This is a genomic window from Sodalis sp. dw_96 (assembly GCF_018449575.1).
Taxonomy (GTDB): Bacteria; Pseudomonadota; Gammaproteobacteria; order Enterobacterales; family Enterobacteriaceae; genus Acerihabitans.
Genome location: NZ_JAAVUT010000009.1, coordinates 1 through 15,297 on the forward strand (window position 1 = coordinate 1; position 15,297 = coordinate 15,297).

The window sequence follows — 15,297 nt, forward strand, 5'->3', positions numbered from 1 at the left end:
ACGTTCATAAAGCGGGCCGGAACGCTGGCGGATAAAATTAAAACCAGCATGGGCGGAGTATTTTCATGATAAACCCCTCCTCTATTTTCACCGGCAGCACACTGCTGTCAAATTCTTTCTCCACTGCTCCAGCTTATTCCGCCGGACATACGCGGGCTCCTGATTTTCGACTGACAATAGACGAAAAGGACATTAGCCATAATGTGCGGCCCCGGTTGTTATCAATGATGCTCACCGATAATCGAGGGCTAGAGGCGGATCAACTGGATATTGAGCTGGACGACGCCGACGGTCAAATTCAGCTTCCGGGACGCGGCGCGATTATAAAGGTGTTTTTAGGCTGGCAGGGTGAAGCGCTGATCGGCAAAGGCAGTTTTACCGTGGATGAAATAGAGCACCGCGGGGCACCGGATATTTTGACTATCCGCGGTCGCAGCGCGGATTTTCGCGGCTCGCTGAATTCCCGCCGAGAGGCCTCTTATCATGAAACTACCCTCGGGGAGATTATCAACCAAATCGCCGCCAGAAATAATTTGGACCCCGTGGTGTCCGACGCACTGGCGGCGATCCCTATCCCACACATCGACCAGACGCAGGAAAGCGACGCGGCGTTTATCACCCGCTTGGCCGAAAGAAATGGCGCTGTGGCGGCAATCAAAATGGGGCGTTTAATGCTGCTTAAGCCCGGCGGCGGAAGGACCGTATCCGGTCGCTCTATCCCGCCAATGCTGATAATGCGCCGGGATGGTGACCGTCATTGCTTCAGTATTGCCGACCGAGAGGCCTATACCGGTGTGGCGGCGAAATGGCTGCACATCGGTAGCGCAAAACTCCATGAGGTGAAGGTGGAGAGAAAAACCAAACCAAAACATTTACGCGCGCTGCAACATCCTAAGCAAAAAAAAGTGAAATCAAAAAAAGAAGCTGAGGCGCGGGAAGGCGAATATTTAACCGGAGGTACGGAGAATATTTACGTGATGAATCAAACGTATGCTAATCAAAGCGCGGCTAAGCGTGCGGCACTCAGTAAGTGGGAACAGTTACAAAGAGGAGTAGCGGAATTCTCGCTTTGTCTGGCGCTGGGTCGTCCGGATCTCTATCCCGAAACGCCGGTTCAGGTCACCGGTTTTAAAAGTATTATCGACCGACAAGGCTGGCTCATCAGAAAAGTGGAACATAACCTCAATAATAACGGATACACAACGAATATTAGCATGGAAGTTCTAATCACTGATTTGAAATATAAAATAGACTAAACTTTTTCATATGACAATATAGAATGGCGAGAAAAATTGCATTTGAATCATTGTCTTATTTTAACCAGCTCAAACCAGTGAGAAGTCCCAACATGATGAAATGCCCCCTTTGCGGCCAGTCCGCACATGCCCGCTCAAGTCGTGAGCTATCCATAGAGACCAAGGAAAGATATAACCAGTGTACTAATTTGCATTGTGGTCATACTTTCATCACCATGGAGACCTATATTCGCTCCATTATGACGCCGGGCAAAGTTGAAAAAGCTCAACCCCATAGATCAAATAATTCTCAACCCACATTGAATTTCTAATACATTATTTCATCTAAAGGTAAAAATCGCTCACAATATAAGCGGCAGTATAGATGATTAAAAAATACGCATAGGGTAAAATATGTGCTACTTCATATATGCAGACATACTGTCGCCATTACGTTTTATTAGTAGTTATTTTAACAGGAAGGAGTATTACAGAATAAGGCATGGAAAGGGATTGTTGGTGGGTCGTGCAGGGTTCGAACCTGCGACCAATTGATTAAGAGTCAACTGCTCTACCAACTGAGCTAACGACCCAACGCCGTGAATTATTCTCTACTTGACCCCTTCTGTCAAATACTTCCTGATCTTTTTACCAAAAAAATAAGTTCATACCCTGTAGATTTTATATTTGATTGAATATTAACCAGCTTTAACTTCTCGTTAACATTCATGATTACAGCTTAGGCTAGGTTAAGGCAAAGGTCTTTTTTAGCTACGTTTTGCAGCAGCGCGGAATAGCGACGGGCAAATCTGAAATCGGCGGCGAAATAAGGCGGTGAAATGCGCATGGTTACTAAAACCACATTCAAGGGCAATATCTGCGACCCGCATTGTGGTGGTTAACAGCAACTCGCCACCCTTTTTAAGACGCTTCTCCATGAGCCATTGTTTAACCGGCATACCGTATTTTTGATAGAAGATCACATTCAGCTTGTGAGTGGATATCCCAAGCTCCTTGGCATAACGAGATACCGCCCACTGATTGGTGTAATTTTGCTCAAAAAACTCAAGCAGTGTATTGTTTATATTAACACCAACAAACTGGCACAATAGGCTAGCGAAGTAATATTTGTCTATGCCTAAGCAATAAAGATATAAAAAACAGATGGGTAAGCTTTTTTCCATGGTCATCAGTTTTTCAGTGCTTTCAATGACCGAATTATCAACAGGCACTGTTTTGTAAATATCTTTTTTAAAAGGCTTGCAACATGACAATATAGCAGCTTGGGAAATAAGATCTTGATGCAATGGTAAAAGATTAACGGGGTAACAGGTTATAAAGACAAAGTCATCATTATTTTTTTTGACGGGTATCGCATTTTCATCTGCAACAACAATATGATTTTGTGGTATAGCATGGATTTTACCATCAAGGCTCAATGTGCCATTTTTTTTAAAGAGGATAAATTGTAAGATATTCATTATTATTCCCATATCCCTAAATTTTTATCACATGATATTTTACTCATTAATACCTTAGATCAATTCAACCGCAGCATAATCAAACCGACTTGTAATTAAGATTCCTAAACATAAGCTATAAATTAATCCGCCATGACCATTTTTTATCCGAACCCGGTTTCATGCGGATATGTTATGTCACTTCACCCAAAAGCAAATCAAGCCATGGGCATGAAAATTTCTGATACGTGTCCAGACATACTGATTGCCATACGCACCCAACTGGTATTGTACTTTGCTGGCGTTTGACCAGAAGTCCAACAGGAATTCCCGCCGACTCGCCGATAAATTACAGAAGGATAACGGCGGTCTTTACCTGCCTGGTGGATACTGTGAGGGAGCCTTAGCAGCCAATCGCGAAAGAAACCTGGAAGATATAGTTATTTCAGATGGTTACAGGAGCTTTACACAAGACAGAAAGCAAGAGATATGTTGAGATGTTCAACTATTTTTTTTAAACTCAATAAAATTTGATTAAAGTCATAAATCTATACGCCCCTCAATGATTGTATAGCAGTAGACATTCTTTCGAACTGTCAGTGATGTGCTTCACGTTCATGCTGTCATTCTAAAGAAAATTCATCATCGATATTGGGGAGTTAGTACCATGTCCGTTATTCGCACCCGACTGAAGTTGTTCGGCGGTGACACCGTTGTCGTCCATTGTTCGGAAAAATGCAATATACACTTGCTGTCTGAAAATCAGCAACAAGATAACCAGCCATCGTTGGGATTTGGCGATGTGATGGGTGTCAGTGGACGGGCGACCGCTTACCTGGGCGTTCCGTACAGTGGATTATGGAGCGTGGTGATCGATGCTAAAAGTGAGAGCCCGGAACATTCCGTAAGCTACTTACCCGCATAATTGAAGTCCGTTGTTTGGAGCGAAATAAAAGCAATAAACGATTACCGCTATGATGAGGCCGCCGGATTTCACGCCGGCGGCCAGGTGGTAAAGATGTGACAAGATGATTATTCAAACGCTAGGCGAAATCGCTAACTGTTGATATCCGTTAACAATCGCCAGAGAGCCACAATTAAATCGCCTCTCAAACGCGAATAATCATTAGTCTGAACGATTAGTCTGAACGCAAAAACAAATAATTGGTGCAGAAGTTATATAAACTATTCGCCTGGCCAGACCCTTCCAGTCACATCACTTTCCAGCGTTAAGAAAAGCTTCTTCGCCCGCTATTGCTGCTGCGGCCTCCTTTCTCCCCCGCTTTGGACGCACGTTGGGGATCATTTTTGAAGTTACCCCCGCTGTGCTGCCCACCTTTTCTACCTGCTTCTGATGCTCTTTCACGATCTTCCGCAAAGTTACCTGAACCGCCACGATGTTCGGCCATTGTTAACCTCCGAGTAAGGTTTAAGAGATCATCACTTTAACATCCTGCTGAAACTAGCCAGGATTACACAATGACGTCAGCATTAAAAATCATCGGCAAACGCCGTTACCAACGTCATGTTTACAATTATAACGTACTGGCCGGAAACCGGGGAAAATATTAATATTATGATACAAATTCAAAGCATAAAAATAGGATTATATCATTCACATTCATAAAACATATTGTTTTATATTAGAAAATATAAATCCTACATTCGTCGATAAATATTCATTTAGAAATATTTTTAATCATTTTGCCCTTAGCGTTTACAGCAGTCTGCGACGAAGTGCCCTACTTCAGCTTAAAATTTTTGATTACAATAATTTTGCATAGCCATTATTACATATTATGGTTAATACATCCCGACTTCGAATTACGGTAATTCATTCCGCTCTGTTTAGATTACTCACAATGAGGAACACCATTATGGCAAAGGTTCTTATCCTGTATTATTCAATGTATGGTCATATCGCCACCATGGCTAAAGCGGTAGCAGAGGGGGCACGCAAAGTCAGCGGTGCCGAAGTGACCGTCAAACGCGTGCCTGAAACAATGTCGCCGGCGCTATTTGCGCAGGCCGGCGGCAAAACCGACCCGTCTGTTCCGGAAGCGAAACCCCAGGAATTGGCAGATTATGACGCTATTATTCTGGGAACCCCAACCCGTTTCGGTAACATGAGCGGACAGATGAGAACCTTTCTGGATCAAACCGGAGCCTTATGGGCTTCAGGGGCATTATACGGTAAAATCGGCAGCGTATTTACATCCACCGGAACAGGCGGTGGGCAGGAACATACCATTACCTCAACCTGGACGACTCTGGCTCATCATGGCTTGATCCTTGTCCCCATAGGTTATGGGAACAAGCAGTTATTTGATATCTCACAGGTACGGGGAGGTACACCTTATGGCGCCTCTACGTTAGCCGGGGGAGATGGATCACGCCAACCTTCGGAGCAGGAATTGGATATCGCACGCTATCAAGGCGAATATGTCGCCGGTGTAACGTTAAAAATGCACCGTTAACCATGATAAAGGGCGACGGTGGTGGCTTACCGCCGACGCCTTTATACCCAGGGGTGACGTTTGGCAGATCACATTTCTCAAAGATGGTCTAAAATAACATTCAGATTATTGAATAAACCTATGACAAGGTTTATTCGAAAGCTATTGGCTAGGAGATATTTATGTCAAAAGACATACAGTCTTGGGCCGAGATTCGCGAAACATCTTTAGAAATTGTCGAAGCCATTTTGAAATTGCCAACAATGATGAAGCCATGGCACAAAAAATTTGGGAGGAAGGTAGCGATGAAGCACTGAAGATCGCATTTGCCAAGACAGATCAAAATAAATTTTTTTGGGGCGAGGAGATGGTGGAACGGAAAAATGTCTAGTATCACACGCATCCCATAAATCATGCATTGATCATAAATACCCGGTCGCGGGTCCAACCGGCATTATGAAGACACCTTGAGGTTATAGATTTCATACTTTATTTGATAGAGGGTGTAATGAGCGTCTTCATGGATAAATCAGACTTTCAAAAAAAATCTATCGCTATAAGCCAAGTAATTCTGTAAGTTTAGTGAAGAAAATTCAGCTATATCATAAACGTTAACTATGTTAGTAAATCAAATTATACCTTTCTTTCAAACTAAGCCTGCTAATCAAATTATGTCAGTACATCAGCCCATATCCATAAATCAAATTACGTCAGTGAATCAAGTTATGTACCTAAATCAAACTAACACCTAAACCAAACCATGTCCGAAAATCAAAAACATTTTAGCAAATCAAGCGCTGTCAGTGAATCAAACTAAGTCCCTAACCAAAGTGAGTCCCGAAACCAAACTGTGCCTCTAAACCTAACTATGTCCCGAAACCAAACTGTGACGCTAAACCAAACTGTGTCCTAAACCAAATTATGCCCCTAAATCAATTTATGCCGGCAAATCAAATGATGTCAGTAAATCACACTTTTTCAATCACACAATGTTAAACAATCATGGCAAATCACTCCTTACAAATCAAACATTTAATTATCTATTAACAATAATTATAACCGTACTATCTTCGTTTATGATTTTTTATGGTATATGGCTTTTATACAAACAACTAAGGGAATTAATACAACTTCCCTACCGGCCTCGCAAAATTGAAATTATGGCATTAAGCATTTTCATATGTGTCGCCTAAATGATATGATATCTACCTCTGGTATCGGTGTGTCAAGTCATTGAACATACGCATAAGATCATTTGTAATGGCGTGTAATTGATATTTGTTTGTACTGAACGTTGGAAACCCATACTTTGCCCGGGTGTTAGAAAAAACGTGAACTGATTCTTTAATACAATCGGTTTAGTTGAGTGACTCTGTTTTCTTATTTCGCCTAACATCGTAAATATTTCAAAAGATGAGTTTCCCCCGATATTGAGGCAATTATAACCAATTGATAATGGTTTTTATTACTTTAAAGCGGATGAATGTGAGTGTATGGGTAAAGTAGATTTCCTAATGAGATTAAGACGATGCAGTACAATCGAAACTCTGGAGAAGGTGATTGAGCATATGAGAGATAGATTGCCGGCTGCGGAGTTAGTTGACTTTTATGGTGCGGCAGACCACCGACTGGCAGAACTCACCATGGGTAAGCTTTATGACAAAGTGCCTTCCACAGTGTGGCAATTTGTCAAATAGAAATAGCATACCGACGCAAAGGTAGCCAAGAAAAAAACATGGGTTGATAGCGAGGAAACAATGGTACGGCTGATTTTTTATTCATGACCGTATACGCTCAGTGCGCCTCTACCCCAAGAGTCGGCGGCTATAATTATTCGTGGAGATGACTTTTTCTAACCCACTTTTTGCTGGTGGTCAGAAAATCGCAGTCGTAAAAACTCATGACCCTTTTCTGTCACACCTCCGGTCACTAAAACGCGAGAAAAAGTCAGTCTCTCTGTAAAATCCGCAATACCGAATTGGCAGTGTTCCAACAGCCCTTCGCTGTCAGCATAGCTGATAGCCTTTGCTACCTTTTGAAATTTTTCCATTGCTTCTTGAGTGCCTGCTTCAGGAGTAAACAGTTTTTTCCCCGTGCAGATCTCTTCCAAAATACTTTCAAGGATTAACCCTAGTGTTTTCATGATGGTTAGCCTACTAATGAAAAACCACAGCTGTCATTTGGCCTAAAAATAATTATGCTCAAAATCAGTATATTCATTAGAGCCAGGAATGCTCGCCTAACCAAGCAATTAATGACATCTCTCTAAAAAAAATCCGATCTTTAGTCATAAATATTTAATACTGCACTTAGCCCAATGCATTATAGTCTTAGCACCATAGCTATAAGCGGAAACAAACGGGAGCCCTTTTATCGTTACTTTATAAAATTTATTGCATTAAATATCGCTTAAAAATTATTCATTCAACTAGGACAGGCTCCTAAATATGAATCAACAATGCTTTGATTAATTAACTAAGCTTAACAGTTGAAGACACTTAGAAAAGTTAAAAAATACATGTTAAAAAAGTCAATTTAAAATCAACGGATTACAGCTAAAGTAAAAATTTTCTCAACACGAAAGTGGATAAATCAGCGTCTTTTTGCCACGGCGGTAATACGTGCGATGTTACTGCTCAGCAAATCTATATCAGATTTAAACTCAATTTCGTTCCGGTCGCGCATTTCCATTAAAGCACGTTCAATGCTTTTGATAAGCTCATCGGATTTTTTATGGCCTAAGGACGCAATTAACGCAGCCACGAGAAGTTCCAACGACTCAACCGTTGCATGAAGCTCCTTTTCCGCAGCCTCTTTTTGCGCCAGATTGATTAATAATTGTGAGAGTAAGCTGTTCATTATGGCTCCATAGGTCAAAAATTCGATACCCAACGATCTAGCGATGCCAGAATCCAGTCTGTTCAACCTGCATCATAATTGATAAGTATAATTAATATCAAGATAAAAACATTTCTAACTCAATGGAAATAAATAGTTTCAGATCCATGATTTGTATCAAAAAAAACGGCCCCCTGGTTATCTGGGTGCCGTATTATTGATAATGATCAGATGCGGAGAGCTTAGCTTGCCAACAACAACGCCTGTTTTTCCTGCGCCGGTCTTGCAGACGTTGCCAGTGTCGTCAACACATTTTTGACCGCTGTCGCGGAGGGAGACAAAGGCAGCCGAGAGGACATATTCAGCGTTAAGGGCAGAGGAAGACCGGGACTGATAATGCGGGACATCCAGGCATTGGCGGAACTCACCACGGCAGAAGCGGTGGATTCCGGTAATACCGCTGCTCCCATACCGCTGGCGACCGCGGCTGTCAATGTAGCAAGGGAGTCGATTTCTCCAATGATTTTTGCGCTAAGACGACGTAAGGAAAAAGCTTCATCCACTCTCTTGCGGATAGCGGAAAAATCACAGGGCAAAAACAGTTGTCTGGAAGCGACATCGTTTAATTCTATATTTTTACCGGGATTATTCTCGGTCCCGACGAGATACAAATCCTCTTTCAACAGCGGCAGGCTATTGATACCCGCATAGATGGTCGGATCATAATGTATAGCCATATCCAGATGACCGCTGCTCACTTTTTCGTTCAGTACGACGGAACTGTTTTCATGAAGATAGACCGTTAATTGAGGATACTGATCCCGCACGGATTGTAATAACGGCATAATCAACGGACAGGAAGAGGTTCCCGGTGCCAGGCCAATCGAAACTTGCCCTTCCAGGGTTTGATCTACATTGCAGACGGCTTTTTGCGCAAGTTCGCATTGTTGCAGGATTGCACGGGCATGAGAATATAGAATCTTGCCTGCTTCAGTAGGCGTCACGCCGCGTTTGGTTCTAACCAGTAATTTTTGGTCGAGTTCACTTTCCAGAGTAGCAACCTGCTGACTTAGCGCGGGTTGCGCAATATGCAGAACTTCCGCCGCCTGTGTCAGGCTACCGATATCGACGATTTTTACAAAGTATTTGAGACGTCTTAAATTCATTTCTGCCTCCGTCGCAGCTTCACCATTATCATTGCTGGGAATAATGCAAAAAGCAGACCAAAAACATAACGACGTTGCCTAATGATGACAATTTATGGATTTTATAGTTAAATAAGAATAAGTTATGACTTATTTCCTCGTCTCGCTCATATGGTATATACAAAAGGTATGCAATACCATGAGCCACAACTGCACCATAAAGACGCATGCTGATGAGCATAGTGCCGAAACGATCCCAACGAATCAAAAAGAAGCGGCCGAAACCGGCCTATGCCTGGATCTTGGGTGTTTCTCCTTAGACGATCATTCAAAACATCTCTAGACGTTAAATTATAAGTAGATGTTATCACCTGCCGCCTGGTTTTTTATGAGGCCATGTATTCTTCCTGGCAGCGGGCAAAACGGTTGCACTATGAGAGTGCCAAGCCTGTTGGCTTTCGAACTGAACATCGCTCCGGCGCCGGGCGACACTCCCCTTCACGTCACTCTATTCATTGCTAACGGGCTAAAAAATCAGTTTTCTGACAGCGGTACGTTACTAACAGCCGGTGCGCCAATTTAGACTCGCTCTTTCGCCTGGCCCGTAATTGCCTGCGGGCTATATCCGATAGAATATTTCCTATTTTTAATTGGGAAATCTGATGACGAAAGAACTTCTCGGGACAAGCAGCGTTTTAGCTGTATACAAACTGAGGGGCAAGTCATTGCCTATGATCGGAAAACCAAGATTAGCCCAATGCCGGATACGTGAAAAATCAGTCATTGAGTGACTTGAAGAGCTCCAACCCGATACTCAAAGTCACGGATCAAACCGCATTTGCTACATGGGATTGTGTGAGTAACTTATTGAAATAAGTGGCGGAGGAGGTGAGATTCGAACTCACGAACGCTTTCGCGTCGCCGGTTTTCAAGACCGGTGCCTTCAACCGCTCGGCCACTCCTCCGCAACGAGGCGAACTATAAACAGAGTCGTTTCTCTTGTAAAGGGAGAAATGTTCTAATCGCTTGAATTTTCACCGCTAGTCCAGAGGATGGATGATCACTGTACATAGCAGGCCTATAAATAGGCCATTTTATGCGTAAAGAAGGGTAAAACGATTAGGAGGGGCGTAACCAAACCATTAATCTGACAGCCAAATACCGATGAATATTTTTCACCAGGAGATTGACCCATGGATCGTTTGGCTACGACATCATCCACCCGCGAGCGCTCATTGCTAAGTACCCATAAGGTGCTGCGCAACACTTATTTCCTGCTGTCGCTGACCCTGGGGTTTTCCGCTCTGACGGCCACCGCCAGCACCCTGCTGCAGTTGCCCGCGCCAGGGCTGATCCTCATGATGGTCGGTTTTTACGGTTTGATGTTCCTGACATACCGTTTGGCCGATAAGCCGGCGGGCATTCTGGCGGCCTTCGCGTTTACCGGCTTTCTGGGATACTGCCTGGGGCCGCTACTGAGCATGTTGCTCGCCTCAGGGGCCGGTGACATCATTATGCTGGCGCTGGGCGGTACCGCGCTGGTGTTTTTCTGCTGTTCCGCCTATGTTCTCACCACCCGTAAAGACATGTCATTCCTGTCGGGCATGATGATGGCGGGATTTGTGGTTTTACTGGTGGCGGTCATCGCCAATCTGTTCCTGCATATACCGGCTCTGTCAATGGCGATAAGCGTCCTGTTTATTCTGTTTTCATCGGGCGCCATTTTATGGGAAACCAGCAATATCATCCATGGCGGGGAAACCAATTATATCCGCGCTACCGTAGGTCTTTACGTCTCCCTCTATAATATATTCGTCAGCCTGCTGAGCATACTGGGCTTTATGCGCAACAATTAATTGCCGACCTTTCAGACTGCTGACAAACGTACTCGACGCCAATAAGGCGGTACAGGCACTTTATCAACGCACACAAAAAGGGCCTTCAGATTTGAAGGCCCTTTTTGTAGGATGCCGTTTATCGGTACATTTGCTAACATACCCCGCCAGGTTGATGGGTCATGGGGAGCAGGATGGAATTTAACGGCAAAGACATCGAAACCGATGCGCAGGGTTATCTGAAAAACAGCGGGGATTGGCATGAAGCGCTGGCGGAAGCCATTGCCAAACAAGAACAGATTGCATTGACGGAGGCACATTGGCAGGTGATTCATTTTGTCCGTGATTTCTACCTGCAGTTTAATACCTCCCCCGCTATCCGCATGCTGGTAAAAGCCATGAAACAAAAATACGGCGAGGAGAAAGGCAACAGTCGTTACCTCTACCGGTTGTTTCCCCAGGGGCCGGCAAAACAGGCCACTAAAATCGCTGGTTTACCAAAACCTGTCAAATGCATTTAGTGTGAAGAGCTAATGGTTAATAGCGAACCTGGAAGCCGTTAAATTCGAATTCGTCAACCGATTTCGGTTCGCTCAGGATCTTCTCGATACGAGCGCTGCGGGGTCCGCCTTGCTTCAGCCAGTCTTGGAACTTGTCTAGCTGTTTCCCGTCGCCGCAGGCCACCACCTCAACGCCGCCATCCTCAAGATTACGCACATAGCCCACTAACCCCAGCTCTTGAGCCCGATGCTGAGCGTGGTAACGAAACCCCACCCCTTGCACCACGCCGTAGATATAGATTGAGGTGCATACTTTGCTCATGATTCCCCCTGGAAAACGGCTAATGTTTGCAATTGTCCGCGCTTATTCGCAGAATGGCGCTCTTTATCTCACTCAGTATAATTCAAGATGACAAAACGTTTATTTCTTGCCAAGGGCCGGGAAAAATCCTTGCTTCGTCGCCATCCGTGGATCTTTTCCGGCGCCGTGCAGCGGGTGGAAGGCAAAACGCAATCCGGTGAGACTATCGACATTTGCGACGATAAGGGCAATTGGTTAGCCCGCGGCGCCTATTCTCCCCAATCGCAAATCCGTGCCCGCGTCTGGACTTTTCAAGCCGATGAATCCATTGACGTGGACTTTTTTATTCGTCGGCTGACCACCGCACAACGTTTACGGGATCTGTTGGCAACACGCGATAATCTGGACGCCTACCGATTAATTGCCGGCGAATCAGACGGCTTGCCGGGCATCACCATCGATCGCTACGGCGCTTTCCTGGTATTGCAACTGCTCTCCGCAGGGGCGGAATACCATCGCGCCACGCTGATACTGGCTTTGCAGCAATGCTATCCGACTTGTTCCATTTACGATCGCTCAGACGTAGCGGTACGTAAAAAGGAAGGGTTGGAGCTGACCAGCGGGATAATAACCGGCGAAGCGCCACCCGATTTATTGGCGATACGCGAGCACGATATGTCCCTGCTGGTGGATATTACCCAGGGCCATAAGACCGGTTTTTATCTGGACCAGCGAGACAGCCGTCTGGCCGCGCGTAGATATGCCGCCGGACGCCGGGTCTTGAACTGTTTTTCCTACACCGGGGCATTTAGCGTCGCAACCTTATTGGGCGACTGCCTGCAGGTAACCAATGTGGATACCTCACAGCATGTGCTGGATATCGCGAGGCAAAACGTCGAACGCAATCATCTGGACTTAGGTAAAGCCGAATTTGTACGGGAAGACGTTTTTCAATTGTTGCGGCAATATCGGGAACAGGGCCGGATGTTCGACATGGTAGTCATGGATCCGCCGAAATTCGTGGAAAACAAAAACCAGCTGGCCAGTGCCTGTCGCGGTTATAAAGATATTAATATGCTGGCACTTCAACTGCTGGCGCCCGAAGGTATTTTGTTGACTTTCTCGTGCTCCGGGCTGATGACCACCGATCTTTTTCAAAAGATCGTCGCCGATGCCGCCCTGGATGCTCATAGGGATATACAATTTATCGAACAATTCCGTCAGGCAGCGGATCATCCTGTGCTGTCCCCTTACCCGGAAGGCCTCTATCTTAAAGGTTTCGCTTGCCGGGTAATTTAAAAAAGACCGCCCTCACTTGATATTGTCCGCTTATCCCCCATATTTAGGATAAGGCACTATTACGCGGGAGCTCTTTATGATTGCCAGCAAATTTGGAATCGGGCAGCAGGTCCGTCACAAGCTACTGGGTTATTTGGGTGTGGTTATTGATGTTGATCCTGAATACTCCCTGGAAAAACCCTCACTGGACGAAATTGCAGCCGACGACAAGCTGCGCGCCGCTCCTTGGTATCATGTTGTGATGGAAGACGATGATGGCAAGCCGGTGCATACCTATCTGGCCGAGGTCCAGCTTAATTATGAAATGGCGCCGGTTCATCCTGAGCAACCGACTCTGGACGATTTGGCTGAGTCGATTCGCCAGCAGCTGCAAGCACCTCGCTTGAGAAACTGATTGAAAATTACGCGGACAGAACGTCCGCGTAATTGTTTCATTTTGCCAGACCCAAGCGTCTGATCTCGATTTTCGGACAGCGATCCATTACGACCTTCATACCGACATTTTTCGCCAACACCGCCGCCTGTTCATTTACCACGCCCAGCTGCGTCCATAATACCTTGGCATCTATCGCAATGGCTTCCTGGGTCAGGTCATACACCGCTTCTGAACGCCGGAAGATATCCACCATATCCACCTTGACCGGAATACCCGCCAGGTCGGCGTAAACGCGTTGACCCAAAATCTCACGCCCCGCCAGAATTGGGTTAACAGGGAAGACCTGATAGCCCTGTTCAAGTAAATACGCCATGACATCGTGGCTGGCGCGTGAAGGTTTTTCACTGGCCCCCACCAGGGCAATGGTTTTCACGGACGTCAAAATGTCGCTAATGTCGGTATCGGTCATGACGTATCTCCGGTTTGATACTTGAATGTTAAGTGTATACCAGCGTGTAAGAAAACAAGGTAATTAGTACAAATCAAATAATTTCAAAATAAAAATATTTGTGAATAAATGCTACAAAAACATTATTATGCGCTCAATAACGATGGTAAAAAGCCGATAATGTCCGGCAAGGGGAACATAATGAATTTTTTGCGCGTCTCTATTATCTGGGTAAGTCTGTTTATTGCGTTGCCCGCGTCAGCGATTAGCCTGCAATTGCCCCCGTCCATGGAATTACTGATAGTCGACGGTACGCCCGTGAATAGCATACTATTACGAGGTGCCGACAGCCTTGAACTCACTCAGGGGCAACACCAACTGGTATTGACCTTGAGCAAAAAAACTTACGACAGCCATGATAGGCTGGGGAGCTTTCGTCCGTTCTACCTGATTGTGCTGTTCGATACCTGGAACGCACGACGTTTGCGCTTTCAGCTGCCGACGCTCACCACCCGGGATGAGATTGACCATTTTATCAGCCTGCCGGTACTGGCACTTGTGGATGAACATGACGCGCCGATGAATGCGGCTTTTAGCCGTTTACCGGTGGGGAGCGAAGGGGTAATGGCGGCTCTGCGTTACCATGATGGCGAGTATGGCGCAACGCTGCCGGTACCGACGGAGTAATCGAGCGCGTTAATGGTAGGCCCGCGATCACCGATCGTGCAACGAATCTGTTAAAGGGAGAGCGTGCCAATGAGGTCGAAGCGGGCATGTTTTTTCTGCCCGACCGAGTGCCTCATGGCACGGTAGGGCGCGGCGTCATTATCAAGCTAAGCATTTTATGGTTTGCAGTGAAATGGGGTTTCAGTAGTCTATAGACAGCTTATATTTCATTAAAGGAAAGTATATGGAGTCAATCACCCGTACCATCGCCATACGCAAACATATTGCCCTGGTCGCTCACGATCATTGCAAGCAATCGTTGCTGAACTGGGTCGAGATCAATAAGGCTGTACTGGCGGAGCATACCCTTTATGCCACCGGGACTACCGGGAATCTGGTGCAAAGAAGCACCGGGCTGCCGGTGCACAGTATGTTAAGCGGACCGATGGGCGGCGATCAGCAGGTAGGAGCGCTGATTTCGGAAGGTAAAATCGATGTGTTGATTTTCTTCTGGGACCCATTGAACGCCGTGCCGCACGATCCCGATGTTAAAGCGTTGCTACGGCTGGCAACCGTCTGGAATATCCCTGTGGCAACAAATCGTTCAACCGCGGATTTATTGATAAGCTCTGCATTGTTCAGCGGCGAGATTGAAATCGAAATCCCCGATTACCAGCGCTACCTCACCGAACGTTTGCAATAAACGACCTCGGGTGGTGAAAAACACCGCCCGAATCT

At 45.5% G+C, this 15,297-nt stretch carries 18 protein-coding genes, 2 tRNA genes and 2 pseudogenes; 13 read left to right on the forward strand and 9 right to left on the reverse strand.

The features are described from left to right. The first annotated feature begins 224 nt into the window (after positions 1-224). Together HB631_RS14525 and HB631_RS14530 are read left to right on the forward strand one after the other, a co-directional pair. On the forward strand, positions 225-1,256 hold the full coding sequence (locus HB631_RS14525; protein ID WP_255557015.1) for a phage late control D family protein: 1,032 nt from the start codon (positions 225-227) through the stop codon (positions 1,254-1,256). Between the two features lie 92 nt (positions 1,257-1,348). After that, on the forward strand, positions 1,349-1,567 hold the full coding sequence (locus tag HB631_RS14530; RefSeq protein ID WP_213992083.1) for an ogr/Delta-like zinc finger family protein: 219 nt from the start codon (positions 1,349-1,351) through the stop codon (positions 1,565-1,567). A 185-nt stretch (positions 1,568-1,752) separates the two neighbouring features. Here the strand turns inward: HB631_RS14530 and HB631_RS14535 are convergent. Both HB631_RS14535 and HB631_RS14540 read right to left on the reverse strand, forming a co-directional pair. Beyond that, positions 1,753-1,828 (reverse strand) — tRNA-Lys (locus HB631_RS14535). Positions 1,829-2,002: 174 nt separating this feature from the next. After that, complete coding sequence (locus HB631_RS14540; protein ID WP_213991896.1) at positions 2,003-2,716, reverse strand: helix-turn-helix domain-containing protein; 714 nt, start codon at positions 2,714-2,716, stop codon at positions 2,003-2,005. Between the two features lie 646 nt (positions 2,717-3,362). Between HB631_RS14540 and HB631_RS14545 the strand changes: the two genes are divergently transcribed. Further along, positions 3,363-3,620: a DUF1883 domain-containing protein gene (locus tag HB631_RS14545; protein WP_213991897.1), complete on the forward strand. Its 258-nt coding sequence runs from the start codon at positions 3,363-3,365 to the stop codon at positions 3,618-3,620. 304 nt (positions 3,621-3,924) lie between these two features. Here the strand turns inward: HB631_RS14545 and HB631_RS14550 are convergent, their stop codons facing one another. Beyond that, positions 3,925-4,104 carry a general stress protein gene (locus HB631_RS14550; protein WP_213991898.1) on the reverse strand — a complete coding sequence of 60 codons (180 nt, stop codon included), beginning with the start codon at positions 4,102-4,104 and terminating at the stop codon, positions 3,925-3,927. A gap of 468 nt (positions 4,105-4,572) precedes the next feature. On the opposite strand from HB631_RS14550, the gene wrbA reads away from it, so the two are divergent. The 3 genes and pseudogenes from wrbA to HB631_RS14565 all read left to right on the forward strand — a co-directional run bounded on the left by wrbA (position 4,573) and on the right by HB631_RS14565 (position 6,848). Continuing rightward, complete coding sequence (gene wrbA, locus HB631_RS14555) at positions 4,573-5,172, forward strand: NAD(P)H:quinone oxidoreductase (protein WP_213991899.1); 600 nt, start codon at positions 4,573-4,575, stop codon at positions 5,170-5,172. A 161-nt stretch (positions 5,173-5,333) separates the two neighbouring features. Next, a pseudogene (locus tag HB631_RS14560) lies at positions 5,334-5,542 on the forward strand (YccJ family protein). A gap of 1,102 nt (positions 5,543-6,644) precedes the next feature. Continuing rightward, positions 6,645-6,848, forward strand: a complete 204-nt coding sequence (locus HB631_RS14565; RefSeq protein WP_213991900.1) for an HHA domain-containing protein — start codon at positions 6,645-6,647, stop codon at positions 6,846-6,848. Positions 6,849-7,003: 155 nt separating this feature from the next. Here HB631_RS14565 and HB631_RS14570 read toward each other — a convergent pair whose 3' ends face one another. The 3 genes from HB631_RS14570 to nac all read right to left on the reverse strand — a co-directional run bounded on the left by HB631_RS14570 (position 7,004) and on the right by nac (position 9,155). Then, positions 7,004-7,294, reverse strand: coding sequence for a hypothetical protein (locus tag HB631_RS14570; protein ID WP_213991901.1), 291 nt, complete (start codon positions 7,292-7,294; stop codon positions 7,004-7,006). Positions 7,295-7,743: 449 nt separating this feature from the next. Next, the gene (locus tag HB631_RS14575; protein ID WP_213991902.1) at positions 7,744-8,010 is read right to left on the reverse strand and encodes a sigma-S stabilization anti-adapter protein IraP; all 267 of its coding nucleotides are present in this window, start codon (positions 8,008-8,010) and stop codon (positions 7,744-7,746) included. A gap of 221 nt (positions 8,011-8,231) precedes the next feature. Further along, entirely contained in the window at positions 8,232-9,155 is a 924-nt protein-coding gene (nac, locus tag HB631_RS14580) for a nitrogen assimilation transcriptional regulator NAC (RefSeq protein ID WP_213991903.1), read from the reverse strand. 631 nt (positions 9,156-9,786) lie between these two features. Here nac and HB631_RS27065 point away from each other — a divergent pair. Then, a pseudogene (locus HB631_RS27065) lies at positions 9,787-9,906 on the forward strand (integrase); the annotation flags it as partial. Between the two features lie 105 nt (positions 9,907-10,011). Here HB631_RS27065 and HB631_RS14585 read toward each other — a convergent pair. Then, positions 10,012-10,099 (reverse strand) — tRNA-Ser (locus HB631_RS14585). 228 nt (positions 10,100-10,327) lie between these two features. On the opposite strand from HB631_RS14585, the gene yccA reads away from it, so the two are divergent. Continuing rightward, a complete protein-coding gene (yccA, locus tag HB631_RS14590) occupies positions 10,328-10,990 on the forward strand; it encodes an FtsH protease modulator YccA (protein ID WP_213991904.1) in 663 nt (220 codons plus the stop codon). Positions 10,991-11,163: 173 nt separating this feature from the next. Next, positions 11,164-11,490: a sulfurtransferase TusE gene (gene tusE, locus HB631_RS14595; RefSeq protein WP_213991905.1), complete on the forward strand. Its 327-nt coding sequence runs from the start codon at positions 11,164-11,166 to the stop codon at positions 11,488-11,490. Positions 11,491-11,506: 16 nt separating this feature from the next. On the opposite strand, the gene yccX is transcribed toward tusE, so the two are convergent. Beyond that, the gene (yccX, locus tag HB631_RS14600) at positions 11,507-11,791 is read right to left on the reverse strand and encodes an acylphosphatase (protein WP_213991906.1); all 285 of its coding nucleotides are present in this window, start codon (positions 11,789-11,791) and stop codon (positions 11,507-11,509) included. An 87-nt stretch (positions 11,792-11,878) separates the two neighbouring features. On the opposite strand from yccX, the gene rlmI reads away from it, so the two are divergent. After that, positions 11,879-13,069, forward strand: coding sequence for a 23S rRNA (cytosine(1962)-C(5))-methyltransferase RlmI (gene rlmI / locus HB631_RS14605; protein WP_213991907.1), 1,191 nt, complete (start codon positions 11,879-11,881; stop codon positions 13,067-13,069). 76 nt (positions 13,070-13,145) lie between these two features. Then, the gene (hspQ, locus tag HB631_RS14610; protein ID WP_213991908.1) at positions 13,146-13,463 is read left to right on the forward strand and encodes a heat shock protein HspQ; all 318 of its coding nucleotides are present in this window, start codon (positions 13,146-13,148) and stop codon (positions 13,461-13,463) included. 37 nt (positions 13,464-13,500) lie between these two features. Here the strand turns inward: hspQ and HB631_RS14615 are convergent, their stop codons facing one another. Next, positions 13,501-13,914, reverse strand: a complete 414-nt coding sequence (locus tag HB631_RS14615; protein WP_213991909.1) for a CoA-binding protein — start codon at positions 13,912-13,914, stop codon at positions 13,501-13,503. A gap of 180 nt (positions 13,915-14,094) precedes the next feature. Between HB631_RS14615 and HB631_RS14620 the strand changes: the two genes are divergently transcribed. Together HB631_RS14620 and HB631_RS14625 are read left to right on the forward strand one after the other, a co-directional pair. Continuing rightward, positions 14,095-14,580, forward strand: a complete 486-nt coding sequence (locus HB631_RS14620) for a DUF2057 family protein (protein ID WP_213991910.1) — start codon at positions 14,095-14,097, stop codon at positions 14,578-14,580. A gap of 223 nt (positions 14,581-14,803) precedes the next feature. Next, complete coding sequence (locus HB631_RS14625; protein WP_213991911.1) at positions 14,804-15,262, forward strand: methylglyoxal synthase; 459 nt, start codon at positions 14,804-14,806, stop codon at positions 15,260-15,262. Positions 15,263-15,297: the final 35 nt, after the last annotated feature.

What these genes read in the sequence shown, in the direction of transcription:
- hspQ (WP_213991908.1), top strand. Translation starts at nt 13,146, where the DNA reads ATGATTGCCAGCAAATTTGGAATCGGGCAGCAGGTCCGTCACAAGCTA.
- wrbA (WP_213991899.1), top strand. Translation starts at nt 4,573, where the DNA reads ATGGCAAAGGTTCTTATCCTGTATTATTCAATGTATGGTCATATCGCC.
- HB631_RS14570 (WP_213991901.1), bottom strand. Translation starts at nt 7,294, where the DNA reads ATGAAAACACTAGGGTTAATCCTTGAAAGTATTTTGGAAGAGATCTGC.
- rlmI (WP_213991907.1), top strand. Translation starts at nt 11,879, where the DNA reads ATGACAAAACGTTTATTTCTTGCCAAGGGCCGGGAAAAATCCTTGCTT.
- HB631_RS14540 (WP_213991896.1), bottom strand. Translation starts at nt 2,716, where the DNA reads ATGAATATCTTACAATTTATCCTCTTTAAAAAAAATGGCACATTGAGC.
- HB631_RS14565 (WP_213991900.1), top strand. Translation starts at nt 6,645, where the DNA reads ATGGGTAAAGTAGATTTCCTAATGAGATTAAGACGATGCAGTACAATC.
- tusE (WP_213991905.1), top strand. Translation starts at nt 11,164, where the DNA reads ATGGAATTTAACGGCAAAGACATCGAAACCGATGCGCAGGGTTATCTG.
- HB631_RS14625 (WP_213991911.1), top strand. Translation starts at nt 14,804, where the DNA reads ATGGAGTCAATCACCCGTACCATCGCCATACGCAAACATATTGCCCTG.
- HB631_RS14620 (WP_213991910.1), top strand. Translation starts at nt 14,095, where the DNA reads ATGAATTTTTTGCGCGTCTCTATTATCTGGGTAAGTCTGTTTATTGCG.
- yccA (WP_213991904.1), top strand. Translation starts at nt 10,328, where the DNA reads ATGGATCGTTTGGCTACGACATCATCCACCCGCGAGCGCTCATTGCTA.
- HB631_RS14525 (WP_255557015.1), top strand. Translation starts at nt 225, where the DNA reads ATGATGCTCACCGATAATCGAGGGCTAGAGGCGGATCAACTGGATATT.
- HB631_RS14575 (WP_213991902.1), bottom strand. Translation starts at nt 8,010, where the DNA reads ATGAACAGCTTACTCTCACAATTATTAATCAATCTGGCGCAAAAAGAG.
- HB631_RS14530 (WP_213992083.1), top strand. Translation starts at nt 1,349, where the DNA reads ATGATGAAATGCCCCCTTTGCGGCCAGTCCGCACATGCCCGCTCAAGT.
- yccX (WP_213991906.1), bottom strand. Translation starts at nt 11,791, where the DNA reads ATGAGCAAAGTATGCACCTCAATCTATATCTACGGCGTGGTGCAAGGG.
- HB631_RS14615 (WP_213991909.1), bottom strand. Translation starts at nt 13,914, where the DNA reads ATGACCGATACCGACATTAGCGACATTTTGACGTCCGTGAAAACCATT.
- HB631_RS14545 (WP_213991897.1), top strand. Translation starts at nt 3,363, where the DNA reads ATGTCCGTTATTCGCACCCGACTGAAGTTGTTCGGCGGTGACACCGTT.
- nac (WP_213991903.1), bottom strand. Translation starts at nt 9,155, where the DNA reads ATGAATTTAAGACGTCTCAAATACTTTGTAAAAATCGTCGATATCGGT.
- HB631_RS14550 (WP_213991898.1), bottom strand. Translation starts at nt 4,104, where the DNA reads ATGGCCGAACATCGTGGCGGTTCAGGTAACTTTGCGGAAGATCGTGAA.